This is a genomic window from Enterococcus viikkiensis, from assembly GCF_005405345.1.
Lineage (GTDB): Bacteria > Bacillota > Bacilli > Lactobacillales > Enterococcaceae > Enterococcus_A > Enterococcus_A viikkiensis.
In genome coordinates, this window is the sequence record NZ_BJDW01000018.1 from 1 (window position 1) to 18,241 (window position 18,241).

The following is an 18,241-nucleotide window of genomic DNA, read 5'->3' on the forward strand; positions in this document are numbered from 1 at the left end:
CTACAAAAAAACCGCTATATATCAAGCGTTACAGCGGTTTTTCGAGTGATTATCGTTACACAATTCGGGAATGCAGGATGTAAGGAATCATGATCGGTACTAAAGAAATGAAAACAATCATTAGCATAATCAACGAAAAATGGTCACTGACAATCGGAATATTTCCTAAGAAATAACCCGCCAAACTCACAACGCTTCCCCAGACAATGGCGCCGAAAACATTGAAGCTGGAAAAAAGACCCCAGTTCATTTTACTAGAACCGGCGATAAAAGGAATAAAGGTCCGAACAAAAGGCATAAAGCGTCCTAAGAAAATCGTCCATTTGCCTCGCTCATTGAAAAAGTTCTCTGCTTCACGAACCTTATCTTCTTTAATAAAACGGGAAATAGGACTATGATATAAGGCCTTAACGCCTAGCGTATGCCCAATCCAATAATTCATCATATCACCTAAGATTGCGGCAATCACACAGATCCCAATCACATACGGCAAATGCAAGACATTTCCGCCTAGCGCAGTCAAGGCTCCCGCCGCGAATAAAAAGGAATCCCCCGGCAAGAAGGGAAAAATAACCACCCCTGTTTCAATAAAAACGATCCCGAATAAAATTGGATAAATCCCTACGCCATATTGGTGAACCAATGACACCATATGGGCATCAATGTGTAAAATAAAATCAATCAACGCCATTTAATAAACTCCTTTAGAAAAGATTCTCTTCAATCATACGACTTTTCAAAAAAAAGGAAAGCCTAGAGGAAGTTCTTATAGAAAAAAATAATTTTCTTGATTAAATGGTATAATAAAGAAGAAGTCTACGATATCTATTCACTGATTTTCTAGATATTAATTAGTCGATTTTACAATAAAAAATAGGAGTAGCTTATGAGTGTTCTTTCTCACATGAAAAGTATGCAGCTGGAAATGTCCGCTGCTGAAAAAAAAATTTATTTCTTCATTCGTGAAAACAGTGAAAAAGCAGCTGGCATGACTGCTAATGAGATTGCCGAGGCCGCAGGTACTAGCGCCCCTACTGTTGTGCGATTCTCTAAAAAAATGGGCTATCACAGCCTGACAGATCTTAAGATCGAACTTTCTGCAGAAACGATCCAAGAACGCAACAACAATACATACAGCGATGTCGATCACGATGAGCCCTTTCACAACTTAAAAAACAAATTAGCTAGCAATGCTCGCTTCACAATTGATGAAACGACCGCTCTCTTCAACGAAAAAGAGTTTATTGAAGCATGCAAATTACTAGAGGAAAAAAAATTTTGTTATGTCTTAGGCATTGGAGCCTCAAACTTAGCTGCAATGGATATTGTTCAAAAGTGGAGCCGCTTAGGAAAAAATATCATTAGCGAACCAGATTACAATACCATTTTGCCACAACTGGTTCTCCACGAAAAAGAAGCGGTCATTTGGCTGATTTCTAATTCCGGGTTAACGTCTGAACTGATTGCTTTGGCTGAAACAGCTAAAGACTTAGGTATTCCCGTCATTACCTTGACTCAATTTGGTCAAAATCCTTTAGCCAAGCTTTCTGACGTCTGTTTGCAAACTTCTCGACCGACTGAAGCGACTTATCGAAGTGCTGCGACCGATTCGATTTTAGCGCAATTTATCACTGTCGATTTATTGTTTTATGTCTATATCAGCCGTAACAAAGAAAATGCGGAAAAAATCTATAGCACTCGTGCCATCGTTCAAGAATACCGAAAAAAATATTTTTAAGAAACAAAGGGTCTGACCATCACAGTCAGACCCTTTGTTTCGGTTTATAAAAGAGCAATGCCAACAGGTGGCATCGCTCTTTTTGACTTCTATTTGGTTGTCGCTTTGAAAACTTCTTCAGAAGCTAAAACTGGACCCGTTTTTTCTAACACGTGAGTCGCGATCTCATTCATATTAGTGATTAAGACCATCATCGAAGTGCCCTTTCCAGCTGCTTTAATCGCGTCTAAATCAACCTTAGCCACTTCTGTCTCCGTTGTAACTGTCTGTCCTTCATTAACCATGATATCAAAAGGCTTGCCATCGAGCTCAACCGTATTGATTCCCATATGCAACAAGACTTCCATCCCACTCTCAGTTGTAATCCCAATCGCATGTTTCGTTGGAAAAATCGTGCTGACTTTTCCACGAACAGGCGCATAGATCGCTCCGTCAGTTGGTTCGATAAAGTAACCTTCACCCATCATTTTTTCAGCAAAAACAGGATCCGCTGCTTCTTCCAATGGATGAACCGCACCTTTGGCAACTGCTGAAAAGACTTCGGTCGCATGCGCCGTAGTAACTGGTTCTACTGTCGTCATAGCTGGTTCAACAACTGTTTCTTCTGCCAGTTTTTGCTCAGCTAATTTATCTTTAGGAATTCCAAAGAAATAAGTAGCCACAAAACCACCTGCATATGCTGCAAGTAGCCCTAAAACATACCCCCACCAACGACCGTTCGCAATTAATGGAATCAATGCAGCTCCGGAAGGGCCAATCGCAATCGCACCGACACCACCGATAGCACCGATCACAGCACCACCGATCCCGCCGCCGATACATGCGGTAATAAATGGCCGACCTAAAGGTAACGTTACGCCGTAGATCAATGGCTCGCCGATCCCTAAAATCCCAACTGGCAACGCACCTTTGATCATTTCAGTCAGTTCTTTGTCTTTACGTAATTTAATCCAAAGAGCGAATGCCGCACCGACTTGACCCGCACCGGCCATCGCTAGGATTGGCAATAACATTGTTTTACCTGTTTCGTTAATCATTTGAATATGAATTGGGGTCAAGATCTGATGTAAACCGAACATAACCATTGGTAAGAATAATGCACCTAACACAAAACCAGAGAAGGCACCACCAACTGCTAAGACCCAGTTGATTCCTCCAACCATACCGTTAGAGACAAAACCAGCTAATGGCATGATCAAGAAAATTTCTAGCAAACCAATCACTAATAAAGAAAGCATCGGTGTAATAATAATATCAACCGCGTCTGGTACAATTTGATGCAATTTCTTTTCAACAATTGACAATAACCAAACCGCGAAGATCACGCCAAGGATCCCACCTTGACCAGCAGCTAATGGATCCCCCGTAAATAAGTTCGTCAACGGTGCTTCCGGATTCATCCCAGTCAAGGTAACCACCGCACCGATAACCCCACCAAGGGTTGGGTTCGCACCGAATACTTGCGCAGCATTCACACCGGTAAAGATGACTAAGTAGCTAAACATCCCATTTTTCATGATGTTCATCACGTCGATAAACTGTTGCCAAGTCCCCGCATCTAGAGTGCCTGCTGTCACTAAGTTGGTTAAGATCGCTGCAATCCCTGCGATTAATCCTGATCCAACAAAAGCTGGGATCATTGGTACAAAAATATTCGAAATATCTTTTAAGAGAGCTTTAAAGGGAGAATTTTTTTGCTTCGCTTTTTGGGCTGCTTTCATTTCTGCCGCTTTTGCATTGACTTTGTCTTTACCAGAACTGTGCGGCAGTTCTTCACCAAGGCCAACACCAGCAATATCTACCATTTCTTTTGCTACTTTATTGACTTTCCCTGGACCGATGATGACTTGTAATTGTTCATCATCCACGACTCCTAGTACACCTGGGATCGCCTTTAATTTTGCTTGATCCACTTTTTCATCGTCACGCACACTCATCCGAACACGGGTCATACAGTGAACTACACTTTGAACGTTGTCCATTCCACCGGCACCCTCGTAAATCTCTTTAGCAATTTGATTCAAGGTTAATTCTTCTTTTGCCATTTTACTCTCTCCCTATCTATCATATTGTATTCGTTTTCAGTATTTATTTTTATTCAACTAACAGAGCAAATACCTCTCTTAGTTGAATACTTGTTTAAATTGCTTTTTTAACAAATCCATCTGCTTGGATTAGTTTTTCCGCTGCTTCGTCTTTCGTGCTATCGGTCAGAATCATCACGATCGCTAGTTTAACATTTTGTTCCGCTTCTTCAAAGTAGCGGGCCGCTGTTTCATAATCCGCTTCGGTCGCTTGCATGATAATCCGTTTTGAACGTTCCACTAGTTTTTCATTGGTCGGTTTTACATCCACCATCAAATTGTTGTACACTTTTCCGATCCCGATCATGCTGATGGTTGAAATCATATTTAAGATTAACTTTTGCGCCGTACCAGATTTCAAACGAGTCGAGCCAGTTAAAAATTCCGGTCCACAATCTACTTCGATTGGCATTTCCGCATGCTGACTGATCACCGCACCTTTATTACAAGCAATCGTTCCTGTGGCTGCACCAATAGAACGGGCGTAGTCTAAACCACCGATAACGTAAGGCGTCCGTCCACTAGCAGCGATTCCAATCACCATGTCATTTTCTGTTAAGTGTAAATCCTTTAAATCTTGTGCGCCAAGCTCCGCGTCATCCTCTGCGCCTTCAACAGCAACAGTCATCGCTTGTTCTCCGCCAGCGATTAAACCTACCACCATTTCTGGTTCAACTCCAAAGGTTGGTACACATTCGGCTGCATCTAAGACTCCTAAGCGCCCACTTGTACCCGCACCCATATAAATCAAGCGTCCGCCTTTTTTAAATGCCGCAATCGTCGCTTCAATTACTTTTTCGATCTGCGGTAATTGATCCGCTACTGCATCAGGAACCTTGTGATCCTCTTGATTCATCAAGTAAACCGCTTGGGCCACACTCATTTCATCTAAACCAAAGGTTGTTTCGTTTCGACGTTCTGTTGTTAAGTTTTCTAAATTAATCATTCTTTTCCACACTCTCTAAACTAAATTTTTGCCCCGCCTTGATCTGTTGAATCAATGGCAGATCTTTTTCAATTACTTGCCCGACAACATTGACTTTCGGATCAGCCTCTAATGGTCGTTTCACGACTTGGATCTCTCCCATATAGCGTAAATAATCCGCATTATCAATAGTGACAGCTCCAACTGCCCGTTCGGTTAGCGGTAAGGGTGTGACCTGCGGGATTTTTCTGAAGCGCGCATCCGCGCTGCGAATAACATCTCGTGCTTCGTCTTGACGGTTGGTATGGTCACCAGATACAAACGCAAACTGCGAATCTAAAGGTATTACGTGTAATTTCAATATCTTCTCTTCTATATAAACAGCAAACTGTTCCAAGACTTCCGTCGATAAGCCGCTATCGCCAATGTACACGCGATCCGTATCTTGAAGTAAATCGATTGCCGCTGCCAATGGGTGAAGCCCACGATGCGCTTCTAATGTTGGTAACCCACGATAAAGTGGCCCCCGTAATTTTTCATCGCCTGGTACAAAGCCTTGAATTGTAAAACCATTCGCTTTTAACCACTGATTTTTTTTGCAATACCAATCTGCATCAAGGCCTGTTTCAGGTCGCGGATAATAATTATGCCACGCCTCAAGCCTTCCAAACTGGGCACCTGCATCCTTCAATTCTTGAATATCTGTTTCAGTGATCGTCGAGGCATTCAATGCGATAGCGATTTCATGAGAAAGTAAAGCAATCTGCTGATTGCTGATGTGATAATCCATCCGCAATCCGGTAACGCCTAAAGCTTTCAATTCATCGATACGATCAAATGAAAACCCCGCTTGATTTAATGCTGACCCAGAAATATCGACCATTAACTCAAGCTGATAGGCTTGCGCGATTTTTCCAAGATCAGTCAATCGTTGGCGGTATTGTTTTGCGTCATCTTCTGGAATATGTAATGAAGTAAATATTCCAGAGAACCCATGTTGCGCCATCAGTTCAATCGCGTCCCGTGTTTCTATGGAGACATCTTCATTTAAGAAAATAGAAAATCCAAACATGTGACTCCTCCTTTATCAATGAAAACCATTTCAACTTTATGCACCGATTATAAACGCTACGAGGTGTTTTTGCAACATAATTTCATTTATTTTATTTTTTATATGAAAAATTGTTTCTTTTGCAAGCAGAATACTCTTTTTTTAAGAGGTTTTTAGCTATACTAATACGGTAGTTGAAAGGGGAAAAAAGAATGAGAATTGCAATAGCTGGAGCAGGCGCGATGGGGAGTCGGATTGGCTTAATGCTTCACGAAGCCGGAAATGAAGTTCTCTTAATTGATCGCTGGCCTGAACATATTGAAGCCATCCGTAAAAACGGATTAATTGGAGATTTTGATGATCGAAAAATCGTGGCGCAACTTCCGATTTATTCGCCGGAAGAAATCATTGAAGAACACGAAACAGTCGATTTGATCGTAGCATTGACAAAATCGATGCAGCTGGAGCAAATGTTCCATGACATTCAGCCAATTATTGGTAGCAAAACCTTTGTCTTTTGTTTATTGAATGGATTAGGACATGAAGAAACACTAGCAAAATTCGTACCGGAGGAAAATATTATTTTTGGAACAACGACTTGGACCGCCGGCTTAGCAGGACCAGGGCACGCGAAGTTAGCCGGATCTGGCAGTATTGAAATGGAAAATTTAGCTCCAAGTGGCAAGGCCTTCACCCTAGAAGTATTAGAAGTCTTTCAAAAGGCACAACTTAATCCTATTTATAGTCAAAATGTCCGCTATTCTATTTGGAAAAAAGCCTGTATCAATGGAACTTTGAACGGCTTATGTACGATTTTAGATTGTAATATTGCAGAATTTGGTTCATTGACTGTCGCCAGAGAAATAATTGAAGCACTCGTTGCAGAATTTGTGGCCGTGGCAGAAGCAGAGAGGATCCATTTAGATCACACAGAAATGATTGATGCTATCGAAGCTACGTATGACCCAAAAACACAGGGATTGCACTTTCCTTCGATGTATCAAGATTTGATTCGCAATCAACGGAAAACGGAAATCGATTATATCAATGGGGCCGTGTGGAAAAAAGGACAACTAGCTGGAATTCATACTCCTTATTGTGCCTTCTTGACCCAATTGATCCATGGAAAGGAAGAATTACTTAAAGCAAAATAAAAAAAGCGCCTAGGCGCTTTTTTTATTTTTAATAATTGCTATTTTCTTCCAATAAAAAATGAAACGACTGCAACAACAATCACAGCACCAATAATAGAAGGAACTAGTGCCATACCAGCTAGGCTAGGCCCCCATGAGCCAAGTAATGCTTGACCAAGTGCAGAACCGACTAAACCAGCAACGATGTTAGCAATCCAGCCCATTGATCCGCCTTTTTTTGTAATTGCACCGGCAATTGCACCAATAACTGCACCAATGATTAAACTCCATAATAAACCCATTCTTTTCTCCCTCTTTCTATATAAGATAATTACATTATTATGCTACTAATGAATCGTTCTTTTTCCTATTATTCTGCTCGAAAATGACCTCGTTATAACAAGATTACAACGAAAAAAAGCTTATTTCAGCGGTAATACAGTATTTTCAAAACGATTTTCAGAAATTTCTTATCTAAAGAATTTTTTGAAAAGCAAACTTTTTGACTCAGGTTCTTTTTTTAGTCTTCTACGTTCCCATTTTACACGGATTAGATCAGCACAATCAAATGTTCAATTATACCGGTTTTTTTAATAAAAAATAACAATCAATAGAGAATAATAACTAAACGGTGTAAATGGGATGATAAAATTTTCAGCAAGATTGAATTGTCAGAATATTTTGGTATTATTAACAAATAATTATCAGAATATTTCAAATCTACAAACTATTCTTGCTATTTAGAAATGAGGTTCTTTATGGAAAATAAATTACAAAAACAAATGACTTCTCGGCATATTATGATGTTGGCACTAGGAGGAGCGATTGGCGCAGGCTTGTTTAAAGGCAGTGGCGAAGCGATCGGGATCGCCGGACCCTCCGTTATCCTCGCTTTCCTTTTAGGCGGTTTAGTCCTATTTATCGTTATGAATGGATTAGGTCGGTTGGTCTTAGACAGCGACAATGTTCAAGGCCTATCCGGAATCATTAAACCGTTTCTCGGTGAACGTACAGCCGATTTTATCGACTGGCTGTATTGGTCCTTATGGATGGTCAATATCATTGCTGAAGCGGTGGCAGCCGCTAGCTTTATGCAGTTGTGGTTTCCTCACGTGCCATCGTGGATCTTTGTTTTGATTCTGGCACTGCTTACTACACTGATCAACTTGTATTCGGTACGTTTATTTGCCGAAACTGAATACTGGTTAGCTTTTATCAAAATTGCCGTAATCATGATTTTAATCGCTTTTGGTGTCTATCTTGTTGGTCATGAAATCTTTAATATTGGTTTTACCGCTACGATTTCTCGCATGAACAGTCATGGCGGCTTCACCCCTCATGGACTTAATGGATTAGTTAATTCACTATTAGTTGTAATTTATTCTTACGGTGGCTCAGAATTGATTGCCATTACTGTCAGTGAAGCAGAAGATCCTAAGACTGCGATTCCTAAAGCAATCAAAGGAGTCATGGGCCGGATTATCTCCTTCTATATTATTCCAATGATTCTTTTACTGATTATTTACCGCTGGGACACATTAGCCAGCACCAACGTGAGCCCTTTCGTTATGGTTTTTGAAAAAATGAACATTCCTTTTGCAACAGATATTGTAAACTTTGTTATTGTTCTAGCGCTATTTTCTTCAATTAATTCCGGTGTATACGCCTCTTCACGGACCTTGTATTTTAGAGTCAAAGAAAATACAGGATTTACTTCAAAACTAGCGGCTCTGAATAAGCATCAGGTCCCACAACGAGCCGTGCTATTTTGTACAGGTACTCTGTATCTAGGCGTCATCTTGTCTTATTTCTTAGGTAACAAACTCTTTAACTACTTAGTCGGCTCATTGTCTTACTCTGTCCTATTGACTTGGATGCTGATTAGTATTGCAGCCTTTGTTTTAGCCTTGAAAAAAGGAAGTTTCGTCGAGCGTTTCTTCAGCGGCTTAGTGATTGTTGTCTTAGGATTAATTTTCATTGGTATTTTAATGAATAACCCTATCGGTGTCACACTCTTCACCGCAGGTATCTATTTAGTGATTTTCTTAAGCTATCGAAAGAAACAAGTCGATACAATTTCCGAACATATTTAAAAAAAGGTCCATTGCAATCCTAGATTGATTGCAATGGACCTTTTTTAGGCAAACAAAAAGACGGTCTGAACGACCATCTTAAAAAGGAACCTATTTTTCTTCACTACCCATGAATTTCGCAACAAAGGCTGCGATTGCTGCACCTAAAGTTGGTGCAAGCAAGTAAACCCAATAATGAGACAACGCAGTGCCACCAGCAAAAATCGCAGGGCCTAAGCTACGTGCCGCATTCAATGATCCGCCTGTTAAGTTCAAGGTAACAATGATTAAGAAAGCTAAAGTAATACCGATAGCTACTGGAGCCATTGTCGCATTCCCATATTTAGTGCTTGTTACCATCAAGATAACAAAAACAAATAGGAAAGTGACCAATGTTTCAACACCAAAGGCTTGTGCTGCACTAATGTTAGGAAAATCATTTTGTCCAAAACCATCGCTAGGTAATTTTAATGCATGAATATAAACAGATAAAATTGCTGAAGCAACAATTGAACCTAACGCTTGAGCGATAATGTAAAAAATGCCATCCTTAACTGATAAACGTTTATTAATCATCATAGCAACTGAGACACCTGGGTTAAAGTTCCCACCAGAAATACCGCCTACGGCATAAGCCATAATCGTAATTGCCAAACCAAAGGCTAAACCAATTGTTAAAGTGCCCCCTTTAGCAATAACTACTGTACCAGTTCCTAGAAAAACTAGCATAAAGGTACCTAGAAATTCTGCTACATATTTCTTCATTTTCATCCAACTTCCTTCAATAATTATTTGAATATTCATTCTATTTAAATAGCCCTTTTTTGTAAAGTGATAGCTTATCCCTCTTATTTTTCTCTTCTTTTTATTATTTGCAAGAAATATTTTTTTAAATAAAGATCGTTATAGAAACTCAAAAAAAACTCTTCTTTCATTTCTTTCCACTCCTGGTGAAAGAAAATGAAAGAAGAGCATCTATTTTATTTCAAGGGTACTAGTAACTAGACCAATTCTACTTCAACATCGATATTGCCGCGAGTTGCTTTTGAATAAGGACAAAATTCGTGCGCTTCTTCAACAATCTTCTGGGCTTCTTCCTTTTCCACACCCGGTAATGATGTTTCAAGGATAACGCCGATTTGATAGCCACCGTCATCTAATTGGTATAAAGAAACACGAGCTTTGACTTCAGCATCCGACTCAATATTATGTTCTTTCAGCATATGATGCACCGCACCATTGAAACAAGAAGCATAGCCAGCCGCAAATAATTGCTCAGGATTCGTCCCCTCTGAATGAATTGAAGGTGGCTCAATCTTCATTTTCATACTGCCATTTGGTGCCTGCACATCCCCATTACGTCCACCATGATTAATCATAGCTGTCTCATACATTTTCTTCAAAAATTCTCATTCCTTTCCTACTTACTGATTATAAGTGTAGGCCGTTTCGGTGGAGATTTCAATGAAACTGCTCACAGGACCAGAATCCACAAAAAAGGACAAGCTAAAGGTGTAACAAACGATTGTGAAAATAACTACAATTATATTTTTTTGATATACTATGTATAAATGTATAAGGGAGTGATTACTCATGAAAAAAATTATTTTTGCCTGCATCATGGCATCCCTTCTATTGACCGGATGCAAACAGGACTCACCTGGCCATTCAACTAATAACTCAAAACAGTCAAACTCTGTCTCCTCAACGATCGTTACGTCAGAAACTACGAGTGTAACTACTTCGGAAACATCTGATACGATCAGTCAAACAACTGCAGAAGAACCCGTTAGCACCGCCCCGTCTAGTACTAGTGATTCAAGTCAAGAGCAAGTAACTGATACGGTATCCCAAAATGAATTCGGTGGTTATGCAACCTTTTACTTTACCGGCATGAACGTTCCCGATTCTATCAATATCAATACAAATTCCAACCAACTAACGTTCGATGGCGGAACGAGCCAAGCAACCGTCTATGCCTTCTCGATGAAAAATGTTCCCGTCAAAACAATTCGGGTATTCTCCGCTAACAACCATGACATTCGAACTGTTCAAGTAAGCACGCAGCTTGTGATCGGCAGTCAGATTTCCGGTCCGACTATTTCGAATCACCAAACGGACGAATTGTATCTCTTCCACAATAAGCAAGGGGGACTATCCTTAGCTACGCCTAATTATGCGGGAAATGTTCCTGAGGATCAGCAAGATGTCATGATCGAAGTCTTACAGTAAAGATATGTATCATTAAGCCAAGCAACTTGCTGTTTGGCTTTTTTATTTTGAGAATGTAAGACAAAAAAACGGAGATCTGAAATCAGATCTCCGTTTAAATAATCAGAAATGATTATTTTACTGTTACTGTTGCGCCAACTTCTTCTAAAGCAGCTTTTAATGCTTCAGCGTCGTCTTTAGACACATCTTCTTTAACTGGTGCAGGAGCGCCATCAACTACAGCTTTAGCTTCTTTCAAGCCTAAGCCAGTTGCTTCACGAACTGCTTTGATAACTTTAACTTTTTGGTCGCCGACAGCTGTTAATTCAACAGTAAATTCTGTTTGTTCTTCAGCAGCAGGTCCAGCAGCAGCACCAGCAGCAGCTACAGGAGCAGCAGCAGTTACGCCAAATTCGTCTTCGATAGCTTTAACTAAGTCGTTTAATTCTAAGATTGTTGCGCCTTTAAGCTCTTCAACAATGTTTTCAATGTTTAATGCCATTTTAAGTTTCCTCCGTTTAGGTAAGTTTTTATTTTTTTATGTTAAGCAGCGATTAAGCTACTTCGTCTTCTTTTTCTGCGACTGCTTTCACAGCGTAAGCCACGTTGCGGACTGGCGCTTGAAGAACAGATAATAGCATAGAAAGAAGTCCATCGCGGTTCGGTAGTTTTGCAAGAGCAGTAATTTCTTCGATAGAAGCTACTTTTCCTTCAATGATACCGCCTTTGATTTCTAATTTGTCAGCTGTTTTAGCGAACTCGTCGATAATTTTAGCTGGAGCAACTACATCCTCATTACTAAATGCAACAGCAGTAGGTCCTGAGAATACTTCTTCTAATCCGTTCAAGCCAGCTTTTTCAGCGGCACGAACCAAGATAGAATTTTTGATAACTTTCATTTCAACGTTAGCGTCACGTAATTGTTTACGTAGTTCAGTCACTTGTTCTACAGTAAGACCACGGTAGTCAACGATAACGGCTGAAGCTGCTGCGCTGAATTTTTCAGTGACTTCTTCAACAATAGCGGCTTTTTTAGCGATTGCTACTTCACTCATTATATATTTCACCTCCTGATTTTGATGGAAGAGAATTTTTTCGCGCGAAGCAAAAAAATACCCTATGCCACCGTAGACATAGAGGGACTATTGAATGTTCTCAATAAACGTCCTCGGTAGGAAATTAAGACTTGCGTCACCTACTGTCTTCGGTACAGTTAATAAATTAACCTTGACTAACTTACCATAGATAAGTTAGTCAAGTCAAGCACTATTCTAAAATAAATTTAGATAGCAGTTTGTTCAACATGGATACCAGGTCCAAATGTTGTAGTCATTGAAATGTTTTTGATGTATTGACCTTTAGCAGTTGCAGGTTTTGCTTTTACTAAAGTTTCGTTGATTGTGTTAAAGTTTTCAACCAATTTAGCATCGTCGAATGATACTTTACCGATTGGCACATGAACGTTACCAGCTTTATCAACACGGTAAGTTACTTTACCAGCTTTAACTTCTTCAACCGCTTTTGTAACATCCATCGTTACAGTACCAGTTTTAGGGTTAGGCATTAAACCTTTTGGTCCAAGCACACGGCCTAATTTACCAACTGTAGCCATCATGTCAGGTGTCGCTACAACAACGTCAAAGTCGAACCATCCACCTTGGATTTTTGCAACCATGTCGTCGTCGCCAACGAAATCAGCGCCAGCAGCTTCTGCTTCTTTTGCTTTTTCGCCTTTAGCGAATACTAAAACAGTTTGTGTTTTACCAGTTCCGTTTGGAAGCACAACTGCTCCACGGATTTGTTGGTCTGCTTTTTTAGGGTCAACGCTTAATTTGTAAGCAACTTCAACCGTTGCGTCAAATTTTGCGAAGTTAATTTCTTTTGCTAATGCTACTGCTTCCGCAACTGGGTAAGCTTTTGTTGCATCAACTTTTTTTAATGCATCTTGCATTTTTTTGCTCTTTTTAGCCATTTTGTTTCCTCCTTGATGTGGTTATAACGGTAGAACCTCCCACGTGTTCCGTATCTTTAGATAGGGAGCCAACTGAGAAGCTACTTTCTTGGGGTGTCGAAACTTATTCGACAGTGATTCCCATGCTTCGTGCAGTTCCTTCAACCATGCGCATTGCTGACTCAACGTTAGCAGCGTTTAGGTCTTGCATTTTCAACTCAGCGATTTCTTTTACTTGATCGCTAGTAACTTTTGCAACTTTAGTTTTGTTTGGTTCGCCTGAACCTTTTTCCACGTTAGCAGCTTTTTTCAATAATACTGCAGCTGGTGGTGTTTTTGTGATGAATGTAAATGAACGGTCTTCATATACAGAGATCACAACTGGGATGATTAAACCTGCTTGATCAGCTGTACGAGCATTGAATTCTTTAGTGAATCCCATGATGTTGATACCGGCTTGACCTAGTGCAGGACCTACTGGGGGAGCTGGAGTTGCTTTCCCTGCAGGAATTTGCAGTTTAACTAATTTTTCTACTTTCTTTGCCACGAGACATACCTCCTTGGGTCCGTGATGTGGTTAATTGGAGATCAAAATTTCTCCTCCCACTAAAACCGTGTGAACAAAACACACTTTGGTATCATATCAGAGTTTCTTTCCAAATGCAAGATGAAATGATTTTCAAACTAAAAATTCTGACAATAATAAAATACTTCACAATCTCTTTAACTACTATGAGAATAACAAAATAAATTGTTAATCTTACTTTTTTCAGAAAGCGTATATGTTACACTATGATCGAATTGATGAGGATTTTCATCGGATAGATTAGGGAGGTTTAAAATAATGGAAGTTTTAAAATATCGAAGTGTTTTTGACATTATTGGTCCAGTAATGGTGGGCCCAAGCAGCTCGCATACAGCGGGTGCAGCGCGAATCGGAAAAGTTTGCCGTATGATTTTTGGTGAACGACCAGATTCAGTTGAGTTTGACTTGTTTGAATCTTTTGCTAAAACGTACCGCGGTCATGGGACCGACATTGCTTTAGTCGGTGGTATTTTAGGGATGGACCCAGATGACCCTCGTTTATCCGATTCATTGAAAATCGCTCACGAACAAGGGATGGAAGTTTTATTTGTTCCTAAAAAAGAAATTGCCGATCACCCTAACACAGTGACCTTGCGCATGATCAAAGGCGATCTTGAGATGTCTATCACAGGTGTTTCCATCGGCGGTGGAAATATCCAAATTACAGAAATGAACGGCTACAGCATCTCATTAGGCATGGGCAATCCAACCTATATCATTATTAATAAAGACGTCCCTGGTTTACTTTCACGTGTTTCGACTATTTTCATGAAGCATGGCTTGAACATCGGGAAAGTAACGATGACTCGCAAAACTCGGGGAGAAAACGGCATCGTACTATTAGAAATCGATGATACGCCAGACGATCCAGAAGGATTGAGACAGGAAATCAAGTGTGAAGACGATGTCTTGAGTGTGACTTATTTCAAATAGAACGACTATGAACGTATTTTTATATTATAGATTGGAGGAATTGTCATGTTTTATACAATCCAAGAACTTGTCGAACAAGCGAAGGATTATCCAACAGTTGGCGAATTAATGATCGCGACTGAAATGGAATTAACAGATCGTACGCGGGAAGAAATTATTGCGTTGATGGAACGCAATTTAGAAGTAATGGAAAGTTCGATTGAAGAAGGCATCGAAGGCGTGACTTCGGTAACGAAGATCACTGGCGGCGACGCGAAACGAATGAACGACTACATCGAAAGCGGCAAATTTATGAGCGGCGAAACAATCTTAAAGGCTGTACGTAACGGGATCGCCGTCAACGAAGTCAATGCAAAAATGGGCTTGGTCTGCGCGACGCCAACTGCTGGTAGTGCCGGTGTTTTGCCTGGGGTCTTAATGGCGGCTCGGGAAAAATTAGAATTAAGTCATGAAGAACAACTCGATTTTCTATTTACAGCGGGTGCATTTGGTTTAGTAATGGCTAATAATGCGTCTATCTCAGGTGCTGAAGGCGGTTGTCAAGCCGAAGTCGGTTCAGCTAGTGCAATGTCTGCGGCTGCTTTAGTCACCGCGAATGGCGGCACACCGGAGATGGCTTCAAACGCCTTAGCGATCACTTTAAAAAATGTAATGGGCTTAATCTGTGATCCAGTAGCTGGCTTAGTTGAGGTTCCTTGTGTCAAACGGAATGCGATGGGCGCTTCTCAAGCCTTCATCTCAGCCGATATGGCGCTTGCCGGTATTCGCAGTGTCATTCCACCAGATGAAGTCGTGGAAGCTATGTACAAAGTAGGCCGCGCGATGCCTCAGATCTTTAAAGAAACCGCTGAAGGTGGCGTAGCAACAACTCCTACTGGCTTACGCTTAAAACGTCAAGTCTTTGGTGAACCAGAAAAAGCAACCGTCTAAATAAGATAACAAACGTAAAAAGACAGCTGAACTTTCAGCTGTCTTTGTTTATTCCATCAAACCCTCATGGATCTTCTCCAGATTCCACTTCATCATCTTGTAATAACTATCCCCTGGTGCCCCTTTTTTTGCCAACGAATCAGTATACAACTCACTATAAATCGGCAGATTAACCTCTTTTGAAAGTCGTTCCATACTTCGTTTATCCACACTCGTTTCAACAAATAGTGATGGTACCTTCGACGCACGAACTTTTTCGACTACCTGTTTCATTTGTTCCGGCGTTCCTTGACTTTCTGTATTGATCTCCCAAATATAAGCAGCAGTTAAATCATAGGCCTTAGAAAAATATTTGAACGCACCTTCGCTGGTAACCAACAATTTTTTCTCATTTGGAATGTCGGCAAACGCATCCTTTGCCGTGGTATCCAGTTCTTCTAACTGTTTAATATAAGCGTCCGCATTTTTTTGATAGCTTTCTTTATTCTCTGGATCTTTTTCACTTAACACGTGCTGGATTTCTTTAACATACAAGATTCCATTGGAAATATTCAACCAAGCGTGGGGATCTTCTTGCTTCGTATTACCGGTTAAGTGAATTGGTTCAACTTCCTTGCTGACCGCAAAGTAGTCCTCGTTTTCTTTCTTATCCGCTGTTTCCATCAATTTATTAAACCAACCGTTTCCCGTTTCTAAATTGAGCCCATTATAAAAGACAACGTCTGCTTCACTAGCCTGCTTGATGTCTTCAGGCAAAGGTTCATACTCATGAGGGTCCGTTCCAACTGGTACAAGACTTTTGACACTGACTTGACCAGCCCCCACTTCTTTGACCATATCTGCAATGATCGAATTTGTTGCAACTACGCTTGTCTTTTTAGAATCGTCTGACGCTGAGCGTTCTTCATCCTTTGTCCCACAGCCTGCTAATAACAACAGGCTTAAAATCCCGGCAAAAATTATTTTTTTATGCTTCATTTAATTGCTCCTTTCTTAGTTGTTGAATCAAGCCCTTGGTAGGCGAAAATAGGAAAGCAGCAATGAAAAAGATCGCTGCTGCCATAACAATCGTCGCACCAGAAGGCAAATTATAACTATAACTAAAATATAACCCGATGATTGCACTCAGTACCCCGAATAACGTTGATAATCCTACCATCACGGAAAGTTTATTGGTCAATTGATAGGCGGTAGCCGCCGGTGTAATCAACATGGCAATGACGAGGATTGTTCCAACAGTTTGTAAAGAAGTGACTGCGACTAATGTCAGTAAGAACATCAGTCCATAATTAATCAAGCTAATATTCCAGCCATAAGACTGCGCCATTGTCGGAGCAAAGGAAGTTAATTTCAACTGCTTATAAAATAGTAAGACCGCTAGTACCACAATCACCATTACAATAGCGGTTAAATACATATCCGAATCGCGAACGGCCAAAACATTCCCAAACAAAATGTGATACAAATCCGTCGCACTACGGGCAAAGGAAATCAAAATAATTCCTAACGCAAAGAAGGAACTAAAAACAATTCCGATTGCCGTATCGTTTTTCAAGCGACTATGCTTGCCAACGAATCCGATTAACCCCGCTGAGACAATCCCAAAAAAGGTAGCTCCGATAATGTAACTGCTGCCTAGCATATACGAGATCGCAACACCAGGTAAAATCGCATGGGAGATTGCGTCGCCCATCAAGGACATTCCTCGCAAGATGATAAATGAACCGATCACTCCGGCGGAAATTCCCACCATGATTGACGTAATCAATGCATTTTGTAAAAATTGATAATTCGTCAAGCCTTGAATAAACTCATGAAGCACGTTCGACACCTCCCAACTGCAACATTTGGGTAATTTCAGACCCATAAGTTTTCTCCATATTTTTCGTTGTATACGTCTGATTCACTGGTCCCGAAGCAATCAGTCCTTTGTTTAGCAAGATCACCTCGTCAAAGTAATCTGTTACTTTGTGTAAATCATGATGCACGATTACGATCGATTTCCCTTCATCCCTCAGTTCTTTCAATAGTTCGATAATGATTTTCTCGCTCGTCGCATCAATCCCCGCAAAGGGCTCATCTAACAAAATCCATTCCGCTTGCTGTGCTAATGCCCGCGCAATGAAGACACGCTGTAACTGCCCACCAGATAACTCGCTGATTTGACGCTCAGCAAATTCCGACAAGCCAACTTTTGCTAAACATTCTGAGGCGAAGGCTTTCTCCTTTTTCCCTGGTCGTTGAAATCGTTTTAAATGAGGATAGGTTCCAAATAGAACGACACCAAAAACATCAATTGGGAAACTCAGATCAATATCTTGTCTTTGTTCCACGTAAGCAATTTTTTTTCGCTGCTTTTTTAGTTTGTCCGCTCCATACAAGATCGTTCCTGATTGTATCGGAACCAACTCCAAAATACCTTTCATCAACGTTGATTTTCCCGCACCATTTGGTCCGACGATACCGGTTAATTTACCTGGCGATAATCGGACATTGATTTTTTTTAGAGCAATTTTTCCGCGGTAGGCAACGGTCAAATCTTTTACTAGAATCGTCTCCATTTAACATCCCACTTTTCTTTTTTTAGGTTTACCTAACTTTTTTAATAATGATAAACTAAAAAGAAA

The 18,241-nt window shown here is 40.5% G+C and carries 20 protein-coding genes and 1 other annotated feature; of the genes, 6 read left to right on the forward strand and 14 right to left on the reverse strand.

Translation table 11 applies throughout. The features are described from left to right. Positions 1–55: 55 nt before the first annotated feature. Positions 56–691: a VTT domain-containing protein gene (locus FFM67_RS09270; protein ID WP_137614290.1), complete on the reverse strand. Its 636-nt coding sequence runs from the start codon at positions 689–691 to the stop codon at positions 56–58. A 195-nt stretch (positions 692–886) separates the two neighbouring features. On the opposite strand from FFM67_RS09270, the gene FFM67_RS09275 reads away from it, so the two are divergent. After that, a complete protein-coding gene (locus tag FFM67_RS09275; protein WP_137614291.1) occupies positions 887–1,738 on the forward strand; it encodes a MurR/RpiR family transcriptional regulator in 852 nt (283 codons plus the stop codon). An 89-nt stretch (positions 1,739–1,827) separates the two neighbouring features. On the opposite strand, the gene FFM67_RS09280 is transcribed toward FFM67_RS09275, so the two are convergent. The 3 genes from FFM67_RS09280 to FFM67_RS09290 all read right to left on the reverse strand — a co-directional run bounded on the left by FFM67_RS09280 (position 1,828) and on the right by FFM67_RS09290 (position 5,819). Further along, positions 1,828–3,783, reverse strand: a complete 1,956-nt coding sequence (locus FFM67_RS09280) for a glucose PTS transporter subunit IIA (protein ID WP_137614292.1) — start codon at positions 3,781–3,783, stop codon at positions 1,828–1,830. A gap of 94 nt (positions 3,784–3,877) precedes the next feature. Continuing rightward, a complete protein-coding gene (gene murQ, locus FFM67_RS09285; protein WP_137614293.1) occupies positions 3,878–4,768 on the reverse strand; it encodes an N-acetylmuramic acid 6-phosphate etherase in 891 nt (296 codons plus the stop codon). After that, positions 4,761–5,819, reverse strand: coding sequence for a DUF871 domain-containing protein (locus FFM67_RS09290; RefSeq protein ID WP_137614294.1), 1,059 nt, complete (start codon positions 5,817–5,819; stop codon positions 4,761–4,763). Before FFM67_RS09290 ends, murQ begins: the two co-directional genes overlap by 8 nt. A gap of 191 nt (positions 5,820–6,010) precedes the next feature. On the opposite strand from FFM67_RS09290, the gene FFM67_RS09295 reads away from it, so the two are divergent. Beyond that, entirely contained in the window at positions 6,011–6,952 is a 942-nt protein-coding gene (locus FFM67_RS09295) for a 2-dehydropantoate 2-reductase (RefSeq protein ID WP_137614295.1), read from the forward strand. A gap of 38 nt (positions 6,953–6,990) precedes the next feature. Here the strand turns inward: FFM67_RS09295 and FFM67_RS09300 are convergent, their stop codons facing one another. Continuing rightward, positions 6,991–7,233 (reverse strand): GlsB/YeaQ/YmgE family stress response membrane protein, encoded by a 243-nt coding sequence (locus FFM67_RS09300; protein ID WP_071863221.1) that lies wholly within the window; start codon positions 7,231–7,233, stop codon positions 6,991–6,993. Positions 7,234–7,689: 456 nt separating this feature from the next. On the opposite strand from FFM67_RS09300, the gene FFM67_RS09305 reads away from it, so the two are divergent. Next, a complete protein-coding gene (locus tag FFM67_RS09305; protein ID WP_137614296.1) occupies positions 7,690–9,024 on the forward strand; it encodes an amino acid permease in 1,335 nt (444 codons plus the stop codon). A gap of 90 nt (positions 9,025–9,114) precedes the next feature. Here the strand turns inward: FFM67_RS09305 and FFM67_RS09310 are convergent, their stop codons facing one another. Together FFM67_RS09310 and FFM67_RS09315 are read right to left on the reverse strand one after the other, a co-directional pair. Further along, positions 9,115–9,768, reverse strand: a complete 654-nt coding sequence (locus tag FFM67_RS09310; RefSeq protein ID WP_371851585.1) for an MIP/aquaporin family protein — start codon at positions 9,766–9,768, stop codon at positions 9,115–9,117. Positions 9,769–10,004: 236 nt separating this feature from the next. Beyond that, complete coding sequence (locus FFM67_RS09315; protein WP_137614298.1) at positions 10,005–10,406, reverse strand: organic hydroperoxide resistance protein; 402 nt, start codon at positions 10,404–10,406, stop codon at positions 10,005–10,007. 190 nt (positions 10,407–10,596) lie between these two features. On the opposite strand from FFM67_RS09315, the gene FFM67_RS09320 reads away from it, so the two are divergent. Continuing rightward, positions 10,597–11,235: a hypothetical protein gene (locus FFM67_RS09320; protein WP_137614299.1), complete on the forward strand. Its 639-nt coding sequence runs from the start codon at positions 10,597–10,599 to the stop codon at positions 11,233–11,235. A gap of 112 nt (positions 11,236–11,347) precedes the next feature. Here the strand turns inward: FFM67_RS09320 and rplL are convergent, their stop codons facing one another. The 4 genes from rplL to rplK form a co-directional block, all read right to left on the reverse strand. Continuing rightward, on the reverse strand, positions 11,348–11,716 hold the full coding sequence (gene rplL, locus FFM67_RS09325; RefSeq protein WP_071863217.1) for a 50S ribosomal protein L7/L12: 369 nt from the start codon (positions 11,714–11,716) through the stop codon (positions 11,348–11,350). Positions 11,717–11,768: 52 nt separating this feature from the next. Continuing rightward, positions 11,769–12,269 carry a 50S ribosomal protein L10 gene (gene rplJ / locus FFM67_RS09330; protein WP_071863216.1) on the reverse strand — a complete coding sequence of 167 codons (501 nt, stop codon included), beginning with the start codon at positions 12,267–12,269 and terminating at the stop codon, positions 11,769–11,771. A gap of 44 nt (positions 12,270–12,313) precedes the next feature. After that, positions 12,314–12,440 (reverse strand) — a sequence feature (ribosomal protein L10 leader region). A gap of 56 nt (positions 12,441–12,496) precedes the next feature. Beyond that, positions 12,497–13,186, reverse strand: a complete 690-nt coding sequence (gene rplA, locus FFM67_RS09335; protein WP_071863215.1) for a 50S ribosomal protein L1 — start codon at positions 13,184–13,186, stop codon at positions 12,497–12,499. A gap of 103 nt (positions 13,187–13,289) precedes the next feature. Further along, positions 13,290–13,712: a 50S ribosomal protein L11 gene (gene rplK / locus FFM67_RS09340; protein WP_010781347.1), complete on the reverse strand. Its 423-nt coding sequence runs from the start codon at positions 13,710–13,712 to the stop codon at positions 13,290–13,292. Between the two features lie 297 nt (positions 13,713–14,009). Between rplK and sdaAB the strand changes: the two genes are divergently transcribed. Both sdaAB and sdaAA read left to right on the forward strand, forming a co-directional pair. Continuing rightward, positions 14,010–14,684, forward strand: coding sequence for an L-serine ammonia-lyase, iron-sulfur-dependent subunit beta (sdaAB, locus tag FFM67_RS09345; protein WP_071863214.1), 675 nt, complete (start codon positions 14,010–14,012; stop codon positions 14,682–14,684). Between the two features lie 45 nt (positions 14,685–14,729). Next, positions 14,730–15,614, forward strand: coding sequence for an L-serine ammonia-lyase, iron-sulfur-dependent, subunit alpha (gene sdaAA, locus FFM67_RS09350; RefSeq protein WP_137614300.1), 885 nt, complete (start codon positions 14,730–14,732; stop codon positions 15,612–15,614). Positions 15,615–15,662: 48 nt separating this feature from the next. On the opposite strand, the gene efaA is transcribed toward sdaAA, so the two are convergent. The 3 genes from efaA to FFM67_RS09365 are packed head-to-tail and all read right to left on the reverse strand — an operon-like array spanning position 15,663 to position 18,175. Further along, positions 15,663–16,592, reverse strand: coding sequence for an Mn/Fe ABC transporter substrate-binding lipoprotein EfaA (gene efaA, locus FFM67_RS09355; RefSeq protein WP_137614301.1), 930 nt, complete (start codon positions 16,590–16,592; stop codon positions 15,663–15,665). Then, complete coding sequence (locus FFM67_RS09360) at positions 16,582–17,436, reverse strand: metal ABC transporter permease (RefSeq protein WP_137614302.1); 855 nt, start codon at positions 17,434–17,436, stop codon at positions 16,582–16,584. The genes efaA and FFM67_RS09360 overlap by 11 nt, the downstream gene beginning before the upstream one ends. Further along, complete coding sequence (locus FFM67_RS09365) at positions 17,426–18,175, reverse strand: metal ABC transporter ATP-binding protein (protein ID WP_137614303.1); 750 nt, start codon at positions 18,173–18,175, stop codon at positions 17,426–17,428. Before FFM67_RS09365 ends, FFM67_RS09360 begins: the two co-directional genes overlap by 11 nt. Positions 18,176–18,241 lie beyond the last annotated feature (66 nt).